General features: G+C 72.6%; 13 protein-coding genes. 5 read left to right on the top strand and 8 right to left on the bottom strand.

Going from position 1 to position 15,129, the window contains the following annotated elements:
- Positions 1 to 11: 11 nt before the first annotated feature.
- From ACQPYD_RS05905 to ACQPYD_RS05895, 3 genes are all read left to right on the top strand, one after another.
- A complete protein-coding gene (locus ACQPYD_RS05905; RefSeq protein ID WP_433700104.1) occupies positions 12 to 485 on the top strand; it encodes an Hsp20/alpha crystallin family protein in 474 nt (157 codons plus the stop codon).
- 320 nt (positions 486 to 805) lie between these two features.
- Entirely contained in the window at positions 806 to 1,360 is a 555-nt protein-coding gene (locus ACQPYD_RS05900; RefSeq protein ID WP_433700103.1) for a copper chaperone PCu(A)C, read from the top strand.
- Positions 1,360 to 2,589: a Dyp-type peroxidase gene (locus ACQPYD_RS05895; protein WP_433700102.1), complete on the top strand. Its 1,230-nt coding sequence runs from the start codon at positions 1,360 to 1,362 to the stop codon at positions 2,587 to 2,589. Before ACQPYD_RS05900 ends, ACQPYD_RS05895 begins: the two co-directional genes overlap by 1 nt.
- Positions 2,590 to 2,634: 45 nt before the next feature.
- Here the strand turns inward: ACQPYD_RS05895 and ACQPYD_RS05890 are convergent, their stop codons facing one another.
- The 4 genes from ACQPYD_RS05890 to ACQPYD_RS05875 form a co-directional block, all read right to left on the bottom strand.
- Complete coding sequence (locus ACQPYD_RS05890) at positions 2,635 to 3,969, bottom strand: M16 family metallopeptidase (protein ID WP_433700101.1); 1,335 nt, start codon at positions 3,967 to 3,969, stop codon at positions 2,635 to 2,637.
- Between the two features lie 118 nt (positions 3,970 to 4,087).
- A complete protein-coding gene (locus ACQPYD_RS05885) occupies positions 4,088 to 6,403 on the bottom strand; it encodes a polyribonucleotide nucleotidyltransferase (RefSeq protein ID WP_267948453.1) in 2,316 nt (771 codons plus the stop codon).
- Between the two features lie 305 nt (positions 6,404 to 6,708).
- Entirely contained in the window at positions 6,709 to 6,978 is a 270-nt protein-coding gene (rpsO, locus tag ACQPYD_RS05880; RefSeq protein ID WP_267948452.1) for a 30S ribosomal protein S15, read from the bottom strand.
- Between the two features lie 264 nt (positions 6,979 to 7,242).
- Positions 7,243 to 8,190 carry a bifunctional riboflavin kinase/FAD synthetase gene (locus ACQPYD_RS05875; RefSeq protein ID WP_433700100.1) on the bottom strand — a complete coding sequence of 316 codons (948 nt, stop codon included), beginning with the start codon at positions 8,188 to 8,190 and terminating at the stop codon, positions 7,243 to 7,245.
- Positions 8,191 to 8,794: 604 nt separating this feature from the next.
- On the opposite strand from ACQPYD_RS05875, the gene ACQPYD_RS05870 reads away from it, so the two are divergent.
- Both ACQPYD_RS05870 and ACQPYD_RS05865 read left to right on the top strand, forming a co-directional pair.
- Positions 8,795 to 9,139, top strand: coding sequence for a hypothetical protein (locus tag ACQPYD_RS05870; protein ID WP_433700099.1), 345 nt, complete (start codon positions 8,795 to 8,797; stop codon positions 9,137 to 9,139).
- 92 nt (positions 9,140 to 9,231) lie between these two features.
- On the top strand, positions 9,232 to 10,080 hold the full coding sequence (locus ACQPYD_RS05865; RefSeq protein WP_433700098.1) for an alpha/beta fold hydrolase: 849 nt from the start codon (positions 9,232 to 9,234) through the stop codon (positions 10,078 to 10,080).
- A gap of 14 nt (positions 10,081 to 10,094) precedes the next feature.
- Here ACQPYD_RS05865 and truB read toward each other — a convergent pair whose 3' ends face one another.
- The 4 genes from truB to infB form a co-directional block, all read right to left on the bottom strand.
- Complete coding sequence (gene truB, locus ACQPYD_RS05860) at positions 10,095 to 10,982, bottom strand: tRNA pseudouridine(55) synthase TruB (protein WP_433700097.1); 888 nt, start codon at positions 10,980 to 10,982, stop codon at positions 10,095 to 10,097.
- An 84-nt stretch (positions 10,983 to 11,066) separates the two neighbouring features.
- Positions 11,067 to 11,516, bottom strand: coding sequence for a 30S ribosome-binding factor RbfA (gene rbfA / locus ACQPYD_RS05855; protein WP_433700096.1), 450 nt, complete (start codon positions 11,514 to 11,516; stop codon positions 11,067 to 11,069).
- A 2-nt stretch (positions 11,517 to 11,518) separates the two neighbouring features.
- Entirely contained in the window at positions 11,519 to 11,815 is a 297-nt protein-coding gene (locus tag ACQPYD_RS05850; RefSeq protein WP_402914393.1) for a DUF503 domain-containing protein, read from the bottom strand.
- 83 nt (positions 11,816 to 11,898) lie between these two features.
- Positions 11,899 to 15,024 (bottom strand): translation initiation factor IF-2, encoded by a 3,126-nt coding sequence (gene infB / locus ACQPYD_RS05845; protein WP_433700095.1) that lies wholly within the window; start codon positions 15,022 to 15,024, stop codon positions 11,899 to 11,901.
- Positions 15,025 to 15,129 lie beyond the last annotated feature (105 nt).

Raw genomic sequence — 15,129 nt, 5'->3', positions numbered from 1 at the left:
AGGAGGCCCCTGTGGCTCCCCGAAAGTTCAACAACCCGTTCCACGGCGTGGTGGACATGATCAGCGAGATGAACCGGATCTCCGACAGCATGTCCTCGCTCGAGAGCGGACAGGCGGGCGACAAGGAGCGCGGCTACTCGGACGCGTGGAGCCCCCCGACCGACATCCTGGCCCGGGGGAACGACCTCGTGCTCCGGTGCGAGATCGCCGGGGTGCACGAGGAGGGCGTGTCGGTCAGCTTCAACGACGGCATCCTCAGCATCAGCGGGGAGCGCCACCGGGACGAGGACGACGTCGTCTACTACACGTCCGAGCGCTTCATGGGCACGTTCCGCCGGAGGGTCAGCCTGCCGGAGGGCGTCGCCGAGGAGGACATCGAGGCCTCCTACGCCGAGGGCCTGCTGGAGATCACGGTGCGCGGCGGGGCGAACGCCCGGGGCCCCAAGCGCATCACGGTGCGCAAGAGGGCGCCGAAGCGTCCCTGAGGCGGCGTCCGCGGCTCTTGGGGGCCCGTGTCCGACGGGCTCCCGCGGCTCCGCCGGCCGGGCCCGCCCCGCCGTGGCGGGGCGGGGCGGGGCCGGCCTCCCCACGGGAGGCGGCACTGCGGGAGGCGCCACTGCGGGGAACCGCCGGCGGCGTCCGCCGCGGGTTCCCCGCGGCGGCCGGTCGGCCGCCCTGCCCGGCGGGCCCGGGCGGCGGACGGGCGGCGGGGAACCCGCAGACGCCGGGAACCGAACGGCGCGCGGAGCCGACACCAGGGGTGGACGGCCGCGGGAGCGCGGCCCGGAACCTGGAGCGAACACCCGTGAACCCGACCCGCACGTGGGCCGCCACCGCCCTCCTCGCCCTCGCCCTGACCGCCTGCGGAGGCCCCGCGGCCTCTCCCGACGCCACCGGCGCCGCCGACGCGGAGGCCCCCTCCACGGCGGCCGCCACCGCCGCCGACTCCTTCGGGGTCACCGACCCCTGGGTCAAGGCCGCCACCGCCGCCGACGGCATGACCGCCGTCTTCGGTGAGATCACCAACGGCTCGGACGCGGAGGTCACCATCGTCTCCGCCTCCCACGACGCCGCCGACACCGTCGAACTGCACGAGGTCGTCACCGAGGGCGCGGACTCCACCATGCGCGAGAAGGACGGCGGGTTCGCCGTCCCCGCCGGGGGCGGTCTCCCCCTGGAGCCCGGCGCCGACCACATCATGCTCATGGACCTCACCCGTGACCTGGAGCCGGGCGACGAGACCACCGTGACCGTGGAGTTCTCCGACGGCTCCACCGCCGAGTTCACCGCGCCCGTGAAGGAGTACGCCGGGGCGAACGAGGAGTACGAGGGCGGCGGCCACGGGGACGGGGGCCACTGATGCCGGAACGCGGTGCGGGCGCGGGGCCGCTGAGCCGCCGCCGCCTGATCCTGGGCGGGGCGGCGGGCCTCGGCGCGGCGGGGATCGCCGGAGCCGGGGCCGCCACGTGGGCCGGCCCGTCGGAGGGCGGCCCCGGCCCGGCCGCGGACCCCCCGCTCCACGGCTCCAGGACCGTGCCCTTCCACGGCCCCCACCAGGCGGGGGTGGAGACCCCGCCCCAGGCGCACGGCACGTTCGTGGCGCTGGACCTGGGTCCGGAGGTCGACGCGGAGGGGGTCCGGCGGCTCATGCGCCTGCTCAGCGACGACGCCGCCCGCCTGGCCCGGGGCGAACCCGCCCTGGCCGACACCGAGCCCGAGCTGGCGGAGGTCCCGGCCCGGCTCACCACCACGTTCGGGTTCGGACGGGGCCTGGTCGAACGCGTGGACCCCGGCGCCGTTCCGGACTGGCTGGGACCGCTGCCGGAGTTCGGCCACGACCGGCTCGACGCGGCGTGGGGCGAGGCGGACCTGCTGGTACAGGTGTGCGCGGACGATCCCCTCACGGTCTCGCACGCGGTGCGGATGCTCCTCAAGGACGCGCGGGCCTTCACCCGGCCCCGGTGGACCCAGAGCGGGTTCCGCCGGGCCCACGGGTCCCAGCCCGACGGCACGACCATGCGCAACCTGATGGGCCAGGTCGACGGCACCGTCAACCCCGAGCCGGGGACGGCGGACTTCGAGCACCTGGTGTGGGGCGGCGGCGGACCGGCGTGGCTGGAGGGCGGCACGGGGCTGGTGGTCCGGCGCATCGCCACCCACCTGGACACGTGGGACGAGCTGGACCGGCCGGCCCGCGAGGCCGTCATCGGCCGCCGGCTGGACAGCGGCGCGCCCCTGACGGGCGCGTCCGAGCACGACGAGGTGGACCTGGCGGCCGTCGACGCCACCGGGCTGACCGTCGTCCCGGCGTTCGCCCACGTGCGCAGGGCGGTCACCGGCGACCCCGAGGAGCGGATCTTCCGCCGCGCCTACAACTACGACATGCGCGGGACGGGCGGGGAGGAGGCCGGTCTGCTGTTCGCGGCGTTCCAGGCCGATCCCGTGCGCCAGTTCGTGCCCATCCAGCGGAGCCTGGACGAACTCGACCTGCTCAACGAGTGGGTGACCGCCGTGGGCTCGGCCGTGTTCGCCGTCCCGCCCGGCTGCGATGAGGGGGGATACGTGGGGCAGACCCTGCTGGAGGGCTGACCGGCGTCCCCGTCCCCCGTCCGCGGACGGGGGACGGGACGCTCCCTAGAAGACCCGGTCCGCCTCGTACGGGCCGATCACGGCGAGGGCCCGCGGCCGCGACAGCAGCTCGGCCGCCACCTCGGCCACGTCCGCGCCGGACACCGCGTCGAACAGCGCCAGGTCCTCGTCGATCGAGTAGTGGCGCGGCTTGTTGAGCTCGTGCGAGAGCAGCCGCCCCATCCGCGCGTTGGTGCCCTCGCTGCCGAGGACCAGGGAGCCCTGGATCTGGCCCTTGGCCCGGGTCAGCTCCTCGGCGGTGATCCCCGAGGCCGCCACCTTCTCCAGCTCGTCGCGGCACACGCCGATGACCTCGTCGGCCTTCTCCGGCAGGCAGCCCGCGTAGATCTGGAACATGCCGGTGTCGGCGTAGCCCGTCTGGTAGGCGTGCACCGAGTACGCCAGGCCGCGCTTCTCCCGCACCTCCTGGAACAGGCGGGACGACATGCCGCCGCCCAGGGCGGCGCTGAGCAGCCGCAGCGCGTGCCAGCGCGGGTCGGTCCGGGTGATGCCCTCCGAACCCAGGATGATGTGCGCCTGCTCGGTGTCGCGCGGCTGCACCACGGTGCCGCCGTTCGTGGCGACCGGACCGGCCCCCGCACGCGGGCGGGCGGGGCGGGCGTCGCCCGCGGCGGCCAGCTGGTCGGCGAACATCGCCCGGACCTGCTCCACCACCTGGTCGTGGTCCAGGCTCCCGGCCGCCGTCACGATCAGCTCCCCGGGCACGTACACGTCCCGGTACTGCTCGGCGATCCGGTCCCGGGGCAGGGCGCGGATGGTGTCGGTGGTGCCCAGGATCGGGCGGCCCAGCGGGGTGTCCCCGTAGAAGTGCGCCGCGAAGACGTCGTCCACCAGGTCGGCGGGCTCGTCCTCGTACATGGCGATCTCCTCCAGGATCACGCCCCGCTCCGTCTCCACCTCCCCCTCGTCCAGCACCGAGTTCGCGACCATGTCACCGACGACGTCGATGGCCAGCGGGAGGTCGCGGTCCAGCACCTTGGCGTAGTAGCAGGTGTGCTCCTTCGTGGTGTAGGCGTTGTGGTCGGCGCCCACACCGTCCAGCAGCGCGGAGATCTCCAGCGCCGACCGGGTCCGCGTCCCCTTGAACAGCAGGTGCTCCAGGAAGTGCGCAGACCCCGCGTGCGCGGAGTCCTCGTCGCGGGAGCCGGTGGTGGCCGAGATCCCGAACGCCGCGGACCGGCCACCCGGGATGTTCTCGGTGACCACGCGCAGGCCGCCGGGCAGGACCGTGCGGCGCACCAGGCCGGAACCGCCGTCGGGCTCCAGCAGCGTCACGGTCGTGCCCGGATCCTGCTCGGCGGCGATGGGGACAGAGCTCATGAATCCTTCTTCTTCGCGTCGGAACATCGGCGGCCGGGCCGCCGGGGCCCAGCCGAGGATACGCGCCGGGGGCGGCCGCACCCGTGGTGCGACCGCCCCCGACACGCGTCAGTCAGGATCAGGTGTTCTCGGAACGCCCGCCCGAGCTGCGGCGGCGACGGCGACGGGGGGCGTCCCCGTCCTTGTCACCACCGTTGTCCTCGCCCTCGGGGGCGGTGTCGGCCTCGACCTCGGCCTCGACCGCCGGGGCGGCGGAGGCGGCCTCGGCCTCGACGACCTCGACCGGGACGAGCGAGAGCTTGCCGCGGTCGTCGATCTCGCGGATCTCGACCTGGATCTTCTCGCCGATGCCCATGACGTCGTCGAGGTTCTCGATCCGCTTGCCGCCGTGCAGCTTGCGGATCTGCGAGATGTGCAGCAGGCCGTCCTTGCCGGGCAGCAGCGACACGAACGCGCCGAACGTCGTGGTCTTGACGACGGTACCCAGGTACCGGTCGCCCACCTCGGGCATCGTCGGGTTCGCGATCTGGTTGATCGTGTCCCGGGCGGCCTCGGCGGACGGGCCGTCGGTGGCACCGATGTAGATGGTGCCGTCGTCCTCGATCGTGATCTCGGCGCCGGTGTCGTCCTGGATCGAGTTGATCATCTTGCCCTTCGGGCCGATGACCTCTCCGATCTTGTCCACCGGGACCTTGACGGTGAGGATGCGCGGAGCGTTCGGGCTCATCTCGGCCGGACGCTCGATCGCCTCCTGCATCACGTCGAGGATGGCCAGGCGGGCGCCGCGGGCCTGCTGGAGCGCGAGCGCCAGCTGCTCGGCGGGGATGCCGTCGAGCTTGGTGTCCAGCTGCAGGGCCGTGATGAGGTCACGGGTGCCGGCGACCTTGAAGTCCATGTCGCCCATGGCGTCCTCGGCGCCCAGGATGTCGGTGAGGGTGACGTACTCGTCGCCCTCGCTGATCAGTCCCATGGCGATGCCCGACACCATCTCCTTGAGGGGCACGCCGGCCGCCATCAGGGACATGGTGGACGCGCAGACCGAGCCCATCGAGGTGGAGCCGTTGGACCCGAGGGCCTCGGACACCTGGCGGATGGCGTAGGGGAACTCCTCGCGCGCCGGCAGCACCGGGAGCAGGGCGCGCTCGGCGAGGGCGCCGTGCCCGATCTCGCGCCGCTTGGGCGAGCCCACCCGGCCGGTCTCACCGGTGGAGTAGGGCGGGAAGTTGTAGTTGTGCATGTAGCGCTTGGTCTTGTCCGGGTTGAGCGTGTCGACCATCTGCTCCATGCGCAGCATGTTGAGCGTGGTGACACCCAGGATCTGGGTCTCGCCGCGCTCGAAGAGGGCGGAGCCGTGCACCCGCGGGAGGACGCCGACCTCGGCGCTCAGCCCCCGGATGTCCTTGGGGCCGCGGCCGTCGATGCGGACCTTCTCGCGCAGGACGCGCTCGCGCATGACCTGCTTGCTGAGCGAGCGGAAAGCGGCGCCGACCTCCTTCTCGCGACCCTCGAAGTCCTCCGCCAGCTTCTCGCCGGCGATGGCCTTGACGCGGTCCAGCTCGGCCTCGCGGTCCTGCTTGTCCGCGATGGTGAGCGCCTTGGAGAGCTCGTCGCGGACGGCGGCCTCGACGGCCGCGTACGCGTCGTCCTCGTAGTCGAGGAAGATCGGGAACTCGGTGACCTCGCGGCTCGCCTGGTCGGCGACGGCCTGCTGGGCCTTGCACAGCACCTTGATGAAGGGCTTGGCGGCCTCGAGGCCCTCGGAGACGGACTGCTCGTTGGGGCCGACGGCGCCCTCGGCGACCAGCTTCAGCGTCCGGGTGGTGGACTCGGCCTCCACCATCATGATCGCCACGTCGCCGTCCTCCAGGACGCGACCGGCGACCACCATGTCGAAGGTGGCGCCCTCCAGCTCGGCGTGGGTCGGGAAGCCCACCCACTGGCCGTCGATCAGGGCGACGCGCACGCCGCCGATCGGGCCCGAGAAGGGGATGCCGGAGATCTGCGTGGACATCGAGGCCGCGTTGATGGCGACGACGTCGTACAGGTGCTCGGGGTGCAGGGCCAGGATCGTCTCGACGATCTGGATCTCGTTGCGCAGGCCCTTGCGGAACGACGGGCGCAGCGGCCGGTCGATCAGGCGGCAGGTGAGGATGGCGTCCTCGGAGGGACGTCCCTCGCGCCGGAAGAACGAGCCGGGGATGCGGCCCGCGGCGTACATGCGCTCCTCGACGTCCACCGTCAGGGGGAAGAAGTCGAGGTTCTCCTTGGGACGCTTCGAGGCGGTGGTGGCCGACAGGACGACGGTCTCGTCGTCCAGGTAGACCGTCGCCGATCCGGCGGCCTGGCGGGCCAGGCGACCGGTCTCGAAGCGGATGGTACGGGAGCCGAACTTGCCGTTGTCGATGACGGCTTCGGCCGAGTAAACGCCCTCCATGGGCGACCTCCTACTACACGTGTTCGCGTTCGTCGCGCCGGGCACGGGCGTGCCCTGGGCGCTTCGTTGTTCGTTTCCCGCGTCCGTGCCCCGGAGTTGATGACGGCCGGTCATCGATCGAAGCCCACGGCACGCCTGGGAGGCGCTGTCCGGGGACCACTACCGAGGACCGGCCTCGACTCTGGTGCCGAGGGAGGGGCGCGGGTGATCTCTGTGAAATTAGGCGGGCGGCGGTCTGTGACCGCCGTCGCGTCACACCTTACTAACAAAGCGGGAGCGGCCGAAGCCACTCCCGCCGTTCACACCTAGCGGCGCAGGCCCAGACGCTCGATCAGCGAGCGGTAGCGGGTGATGTCCTGCTTGGCGATGTACTTGAGGAGGCGGCGGCGACGACCGACCATCAGGAGCAGGCCACGACGGCTGTGGTGGTCGTGCTTGTGGTCCTTGAGGTGCTCGGTCAGCTCGGTGATGCGGTGCGTGAGCAGCGCGACCTGGACCTCGGGGGAACCGGTGTCGCCCTCGGTGGTGGCGTACTCGGCGATGATCTTCTCTTTGGTGGCGGTGTCGATCGACACGTCGCTCCTTCGCTGGAAAGTCGGCACGCAGGGCAAATCCCGATACGTGACGGGGATCAGACGCGGTGACCGCGCGTGCGAACAGTCACCGTCGCGTGTGGTGCGCGCGGCCCTCCGCCGACGGCGTGGGCGCACCGCGCTCCCCACGGTTCGGTTCACCGGATCGTGACCGTCCGCGAGGCACACGTGGACGAACCCACCCTACCGCAGAGCACGAGGTGACGGGGCTGACCCGCGGGTGCGCCCCGTCTCCCCCCGCCCCGGTCAGGCCGCGCCGAGGACCTCGCGGCACCGGTCCACGTCCTGGCGCATGGCCACGATGAGCTCCTCGATGCTGTCGAAGCGCTCCTGGCCGCGGATGCGCGCGGTGAAGTCCACGGTCATCCGGACCCCGTACAGCTCCAGGTCGTCGCGGTCCAGGGCGTAGGACTCCACGGTCCGCTCCGCGCCGTCGAACGTGGGGTTGGTGCCCACGGAGATCGCGGCCGGCCAGCGCGTCTCGTGGCCGGCGACCGGCGTGACACGGCTCAGCCAGCCCGCGTAGACACCGTCCCCGGGGACCGCCGTACCGGGCAGCAGGTCCATGTTGGCGGTGGGGAACCCCAGCAGCTCGCGTCCGCGCGCCGCCCCGTGGACGATCTCCCCCTCGACCCGGTGCGGGCGGCCGAGCAGCCCGGCCGCCTCGGCCACGGCCCCCTCGGCGAGCAGTGCGCGCACCCGCGTCGAGGTGATCGCCTCGCCGTCCGCGACGAGGGCGACCCCGTACGCGGTGAAGCCGAACCCGGCCCCGAGCCCGGCCAGCGCGGCGACGTCGCCCGCGGCGCGGTGCCCGAACCGGAAGTCCTCCCCCACGACCACGGCCGCGGCGTGCAGCCGGTCGACCAGCACCCGGCGCACGAACTCCTCGGGGGCGAGCGAGGACAGATCCTTGGTGAACCCCAGGACGCACACGGCGTCGGCGCCGTACTCCCCGAGCAGCTCCACCCTCCGCTCCAGCGGGGTCAGCACCGGCGGGGCGGTCCCCGTCAGCACGGCCCGGGGGTGCGGGTCGAAGGTGACCACGACGACCGGGAGCCCGAGCTCGCGGCCCCGACCGACGGCGGCCTCCAGGATGGCCCGGTGGCCCCGGTGCACCCCGTCGAACACGCCGACCGCCACCACGGAGCGCCCCTGCCCGGAGGGGATGCCCTCCAGCCCGTCCCATCGCCGCACGTCCGGCTCCCCTGCTCGTCGTTCCTCATGGCTCCGCGCCGGGCCCCGCCGCCGGGGGGCCGCGGGGCTTTCCGGAACCAAGGGTGCCACGCCGGGCGCACCGGCACCGACAGACCGGGTGTGTGGCCCGGCACACGCCCCTCCCCCGCGCGGCGAATCCCCGCCTACGTCCGCTCAGGGTCCCCGGAGCCGCGCCCGGGACACCGTTGCCCGCCAAACGCTTTCCGGAAGAGGGGCCTGCGGGACGGCAGAACCCGCATACGGGCGGGGTCGGGAACGGACCTCGACAGGATCTCCGCTTCGTATTACGATGTAGTACATTACTCAGCGTGAAAATATGGATTCACTGGACAGAGGCGAGCGAGGCTCACATAGCCCGCCACGGAGTCGTCCCGCAGGAGGTCGAGGAGGCGATCGAATCCCCCTACTGGACATTTCCCGGCAGAGAGGGGAGCACGGTTCTCCTCGGTTGCACCCGGACGGGGAGATACTAGGCGGTCATCATGGTGGAGTCGACGAGCGAGCATCGTTCGATGTACATCGCGACCGCGCGCGGGATGACACCGAAGGAACGTCGCGCCTTCGAACGGAAGTGTGGGTGACCATGGACGAGAAGAGACTCGAAGACCTGGCGGCGTACTACGACGTCCACGACATCGATGAGGACATCGACCGGGCCCGGCTCCAGCAGCAGAAGCCGGTCTCACGGGACGAGGTGATGATCGTGTCCTCGATCCGGCTCCCCAAGACCACCATGGACCGGGTACGCGAGGCCGCGGCCGAGGACGGCACCACTCCCACCGCGCTCATCCGCCGGTGGATCCGGGAGCAGTTGGAGCTTCGCGAACGGGCTGCGGCGTCGGCGCCCTCCCAGTTGGACCTGCTGTCCCAGCTGATGCACCGGGTGGTGCGCGAGGAACTGGAGGAAGCGGGACTGCGGCGGACGTGAGGGCCCCGTGCGCGGCGCGTCCGCGCGGCGCGCCGCCCCGCCGTCGGCAGAGCGGGGTTGGCACACGCCTCCACCACCGCTAACGTGCCCGGATGGCGATGATCGACACGGGAGACACCCGGCTCGCGTACGACGAGGCCGGCTCCGGGCCGGCGGTCGTGTTCGTGCACGCCGAGGTCGGTGACCGGCGCATGTGGGACCACCAGTTCGCCGCCCTCTCGCGAACCCACCGGGTGGTCCGGTACGACTGGCGGGGCCACGGCGGTTCGGCCGACCACGAGGGGCCCGTCACCCACCACGAGGACCTGCTCGCCCTCATGGACGGGCTCGGCATCGGGCGCGCGACCCTCGTGGGCGCCTCCGACGGCGGCGCCCACTGCGCGGACGCCGCGCTGGCCGCGCCCGACCGGGTCGAGTCCCTGGCCCTGGTGTGTCCGGGCATGTCGGGGCACGAGTGGCCCGAGGTGTTCGTCCGCGAGTCGCGGAAGATGGTCCTGGCCGCCGTCCCCCACGAGCGCCTGGAGGTGTACGCCGCCGGACGGGCCGAGCCCGACCCCGCGGACGTCGCCGCGATGGCGCAGGCCCAGGCCCGCTTCATGGTGCTGGGCCCCGGACGGGACCCCGAGGACATGCCGCCCGAGGCGTGGGACACGGCCCTCCTGATGCTGCGGGAGCTGTTCGCCCGCCGGTGGTCCGGGCCCGTCCTCACCGCCCGCCGGCCCGACAGGCCGTCCGAGGAGCGGCTCGGAGAGATCGCCGCGCCCGCGCTCGTGGTGAAGGGCCTGTCGGAGCCCGGGCCCGTCCGGGAGGTGGCCGACCTGTACGCCGGGGGGATCCCCGGGGCACGCCTGCTGGAGATGCCGGACACCGGACACCTTCCGTCCGTCGAGCGCCCGGCGGAGCTGACCGCCGCCCTCGCGGACTTCCTCGGCGTGTCCTGAGGCGCCCGGAGGGGTCAGGCCGGCTCGAACACCACCAGGGGCTTCATGTGGTCCCTGCGGTTCTCCCCCAGCGCGATCACCCGGCCGTCGGGGGCGAACATGCCGACCGGCCCGGGGCCGAGCGAGCTCGGCTCGATCCGGTTCCCGTTCCGGACCAGGCGGGTCTCGTCGTCGGTGAGCATGCGCACCGGGAAGGCCACCGCCACCGCGCGGGCCAGCGGCACCTGCGTGAACTCCTCGGCCAGCTGGTCGAGCGTGCGGGCCTGCGACAGGTCGTAGGGCCCCACCCGCGTGCGGCGCAGGGCGGTCAGGTGGCCGCCCACGCCCAGGTCCTCGCCCATGTCCCGGGCGAGTGCGCGGATGTAGGTGCCGCTGGAGCACGTGACGTCGGCGTCCACGTCCACGAAGACGCCGTCGGCGTCCTCCACCCTGCGGACGGCGGTGACCTCGAACCGCGCCACGGTGACCGTGCGGGGCCGGAGCACGACCTCCTTGCCCTCACGCGCCGACTTGTAGGCGCGTTTGCCGTCCACCTTGATCGCGCTGACCTGTGGCGGGACCTGCTGGATCTCACCGGTCAGCCGGGCGACCGCCGCGTGCACGGCCCCGTCACCGACCTCCGAGGCGTCGACCCGCGCGCCGGGCTCCCCCTCCGCGTCGTCGGTGTTGGTCACCAGGCCCAGCCGGATGGTCGCCGCGTACTCCTTCTCGGTCAGCGTCAGGTGGCCGAGGAGCTTGGTGCCCTTCTCGATCCCCAGTACGAGGACCCCCGTGGCCATCGGGTCGAGGGTGCCCGCGTGGCCGACCCGGCGCGTGCGTGCCAGCCCGCGCGTCTTGGCGACCACGTCGTGCGAGGTCCAGTCGGCGGGCTTGTCGACGACGACGACGCCGCTCTCGGCCATGGCTCTCCTCGGAGCTTCTGGAGGGAAGGGGACGGCGGCGGCGCGACCGCGCCGCCGCCGGTGGTGCTGGAACGGGGAGGGAGGCTACTCGTCCTCGTCCTCGTCCTCCTCGTCCTCGCGGGGCGCCTTGTACGGGTCGGCCTCCCCCGCGTGCTTGGCGCCGGTCGCCTTCTCGGCCACCTCGGCGTCGGACTGGCGCGCCTTGACCAGCAGTTCCTCGATGTGCTGGGCGTTCTCCTGGACCTCGTCGATGACGAAGGCCAGGCTCGGCGTGTGCCGGATACCGGTCTGGCGCCCCACCTCGCTGCGGATGACGCCCTTGGCGCTCTCCAGAGCGGCGGCGGAGGCGGCCTTCTCCTCCGGGCTGCCGAACACCGTGTAGTACACCGTGGCGTCCCGCAGGTCGGCGGTGATGCGCGCGTCGGTCACGGTGACGAATCCCAGGCGCGGGTCCTTGATCCTCCGGTCCAGCATCTCGGCGACGATGCGCTGGATGCGGTCGGCGATCTTCCGCGCGCGTGCGGCGTCAACCATCGTCAGTCTTCCTCTTCGTTGAAGAGCCGCTGCCTGGCGGAGAGCAGCTCCAGTTCGGGACGTCCCGCGACGAAACGCTCGCAGGTGTCCATCAGGTCACGGGCGTGCGCCGCCGTCGGCGCGACCACCGCCACGCCGACCTTGGCCCGTCGGTACAGGTCCTGGTCCCCGACCTCGGAGACCGAGACGGAGAACTTGCGGCGCAGTTCGGCGATCACCGGCCGGACCAGCGAGCGCTTCTGTTTGAGCGAGTGGACGTCACCGAGAAGGACGTCCAGGGTCAGCGACCCGACGTACAAATGATCACCTGTGGTGTTGTGGGGAAAGAGTGTGGGACCCCGGCCTCACGGCCGGGGCCCCTTCGGATCAGGCTCCGCGAGGATCAGTCGCGGGGCTTCTCCTGCATCTCGTAGGTCTCGATGACGTCCTCGACCCGGATGTCGTTGTAGCCGACACCGATACCGCACTCGAAGCCCTCGCGGACCTCGGTCGCGTCGTCCTTGAACCGCCGCAGGGACTCCACGGTGAGGTTCTCGGAGATGACGACACCCTCGCGGATGAGCCGCGCCTTGGTGTTGCGGCGGATGAGGCCGCTGCGGACGATCGAGCCCGCGATGTTGCCGATCTTCGGAACCTTGAAGACCTCGCGGACCTCGGCGCTGCCGAGCTGGACTTCCTCGTAGACCGGCTTGAGGAGGCCCTTGACCGCGGCCTCGACCTCGTCGATGGCCTGGTAGATCACCGAGTAGTACCGGATGTCGACGCCCATGCGGTCAGCGAGCTCGCTGTTCTTGCCCTCGGGCCGAACGTTGAAGCCGATGATGATCGCGTCGGCGGACGACGCCAGGTTGATGTCGTTCTGCGTGATCGCACCGACACCCCGGCCGATGACGCGGATGTTGACCTCGTCGCCACCCGAGTCGATCTTGAGGAGCGACTCCTCCAGCGCCTCGACCGAACCGGACATGTCGCCCTTGATGAGGAGGAGCAGCTCGGAGCGCTCACCCTCCTTGAGGGCGTCCTGCCAGGTCTCGAACGTGACGCGGCGGGCCGAACGCGCCTGCTGGGCGAAGCGCTCGCGCGCCTCGCGCTGCTGCGCGATCTGACGTGCCACCCGGTCGTCCTTGACGACCAGGAAGCTGTCGCCGGCGCTGGGAACGTTGGTCAGACCCAGCACCTGCACCGGACGGGACGGCTCGGCGCTCTGCACGTTGTCGCCGTGCTCGTCGAGCATGGCGCGCACACGGCCGTAGGCGTCGCCGCAGACGATCGAGTCGCCCACGTTGAGCGTGCCGCGCTGGACCAGCACCGTGGCCATGGAACCGCGACCGCGGTCCAGGTAGGCCTCGATGGCCAGACCCTGGGCGTCCATGTTCGGGTTGGCGGTCAGGTCGAGCGCCGCGTCGGAGGTCAGCACGATCGACTCGAGCAGGCCGTCGATGTTGTCGCCCCTGAGCGCGGAGATGTCCACGAACTGGACGTCGCCGCCGTACTCCTCGGCGACCAGGCCGTACTCGGTGAGCTGCGCACGGACCCGCTGCGGGTCGGCGCCCTCGACGTCGATCTTGTTGACCGCGACCACGATCGGCACCTCGGCCGCCTTGGCGTGGTCGATGGCCTCGGCCGTCTGCGGCTTGACGCCGTCGTCGGCCGCGACCACCAGCACCGCGATGTCGGTGACCTTCGCACCGCGGGCACGCATGGCGGTGAACGCCTCGTGGCCCGGGGTGTCGATGAAGGTGAGCCTGCGCTCCTCGCCGTCCACCTCGGTGGCGACCTGGTAGGCGCCGATGTGCTGGGTGATACCGCCGGCCTCGCCGCTGACGACGTTGGTCTTGCGGATGGTGTCCAGCAGTCGGGTCTTACCGTGGTCGACGTGGCCCATGACGGTGACCACGGGCGGGCGGGGACGCAGGTCCTCGGCCGTGCCGTCGTCCTCGCCGAACTCGATGGAGAAGGACTCCAGCAGCTCGCGGTCCTCGTCCTCGGGACTGACGACCTCGATGCGGTAGCTGAGCTCCTCGCCCAGCAGCTGGAGCGACTCGTCGGGCAGCGACTGGGTCGCGGTGACCATCTCACCCAGGTGCATCATGACCTGGACGAGCGACGCCGGGTTGACGTCGATCTTGTCACCGAAGTCCGACAGCGAGGCGCCGCGGGACAGGCGGATGACCTGGTTGTTGCCGCTCGGGATCTTGACGCCGCCGAAGGACGGTGCCTGGAGGTCGTTGAACTCCTGGCGCCGCTGCTTCTTGGACTTGCGGGCACGCCCGGGACGACCGCCCGGACGGCCGAACGCGCCGGCGGTTCCGCCGCCGCGACCGCGACCGCCGCCGCCGGGACGACCGCCGAAGCCGCCCGGACGACCGCCGCCGGCACCGCCGCCGCCACCGGGACGCGGACCCGCACCCGCGGGGGCTCCCCCGCGACCGCGGCCACCGCCGCCGCCGGGACGGCCGCCGCCGGCACCGCCGCGACCGCCGCCCGCGGGCGAGGCCGGACGGGACGAGGGCATGTTCATGGGACTGGGACGCGGACCGCCGGGACGGGGTCCGCCGGCGCCGCCGCCGGGACGCGGAGGTCCGCCTGCGGCACCGCCCGGACGCGGGGCGCCGGGAGCGCCGCCGGGACGCGGGGCGCGCTGGTCGCCGCCGCCCTGCGGGCCGGGACGCGGACCCGGACGGGGACCGCCCGGACGCGGAGCGCCGGCGCCGGGAGCGGCACCGGGACGCGGAGCGCGCTGGTCGCCGCCGCCCTGCGGGCCGGGACGCGGACCCGGACGGGGACCGCCCGGACGCGGAGCGCCGGCGCCGGGAGCGGCACCGGGACGCGGAGCGGGCTTGGAGCCCATGCCGGAGGCGTTGGACGCGAACGGGTTGTTGCCCGGACGCGGACCGGACGTGCGCGGGCCCGGACGGGCGCCGCCGCGCTCGGGACGCTCGCCCCGCTGGGGACGCTCGCCGCGCTCGGGACGGTCGCCCCGCGGGGGGCGCTCGCCGCGCTCGGGACGCCCGCCCTCGGGCCGTCCACCCTCGGGACGCCCACCCTCGGGACGCCCGCCCTCGGGGCGGGGCTCCTCGGAGCGCACACCCTCGGGCCGGCCTGCCGGACCACCGGGCTTGGGCGCGCCGCCGGGGCGGGCACCCGCCTCGCCGCGGGGGGCCTTGGGGCCGGGCTTGGGCGCGCCGGGACGCGGGGCGGACTCGCCCTGCGCAGCCGACGGCTTGGGCGCGGCCGGACCCGGCTTCGGGCCGGGCTTGGGAGCGGGCCCCGGCTTGGGGGCCGCACCCGGCTCGGACGCGGCGCGGGGGCCGGGCTTGGGAGCCGAGCCCTTCCTGCCGCCGTCGGAACCGTTGTTGAAGGCTTCTTGGAGGCGTCGCACGACGGGGGCCTCTATCGTCGAGGACGCCGAACGGACGAATTCGCCCATCTCGTTGAGCTTGGCCAGCACGGCCTTGCTCTCTACACCGAACTCCTTGGCGAGTTCGTACACCCGGACCTTCGCCACTACTCTCCTTCAGCTTCGGTCCGGGACATGGGCTTGTGCCGGACCGTCGTTAGCTCGAGTTACTCATCGCTGCGTACTCATCAGGCGCTCATCGCAATCTCGACC

Source organism: Nocardiopsis sp. CA-288880 (assembly GCF_050955985.1).
Lineage (GTDB): Bacteria > Actinomycetota > Actinomycetes > Streptosporangiales > Streptosporangiaceae > Nocardiopsis > Nocardiopsis tropica.
This window is presented reverse-complemented; position numbering and strand designations above follow the sequence as displayed.

What these genes read in the sequence shown, in the direction of transcription:
- ACQPYD_RS05865 (WP_433700098.1), top strand. Translation starts at nt 9,232, where the DNA reads ATGGCGATGATCGACACGGGAGACACCCGGCTCGCGTACGACGAGGCC.
- rbfA (WP_433700096.1), bottom strand. Translation starts at nt 11,516, where the DNA reads ATGGTTGACGCCGCACGCGCGCGGAAGATCGCCGACCGCATCCAGCGC.
- ACQPYD_RS05870 (WP_433700099.1), top strand. Translation starts at nt 8,795, where the DNA reads ATGGACGAGAAGAGACTCGAAGACCTGGCGGCGTACTACGACGTCCAC.
- ACQPYD_RS05885 (WP_267948453.1), bottom strand. Translation starts at nt 6,403, where the DNA reads ATGGAGGGCGTTTACTCGGCCGAAGCCGTCATCGACAACGGCAAGTTC.
- truB (WP_433700097.1), bottom strand. Translation starts at nt 10,982, where the DNA reads ATGGCCGAGAGCGGCGTCGTCGTCGTCGACAAGCCCGCCGACTGGACC.
- ACQPYD_RS05890 (WP_433700101.1), bottom strand. Translation starts at nt 3,969, where the DNA reads ATGAGCTCTGTCCCCATCGCCGCCGAGCAGGATCCGGGCACGACCGTG.
- ACQPYD_RS05895 (WP_433700102.1), top strand. Translation starts at nt 1,360, where the DNA reads ATGCCGGAACGCGGTGCGGGCGCGGGGCCGCTGAGCCGCCGCCGCCTG.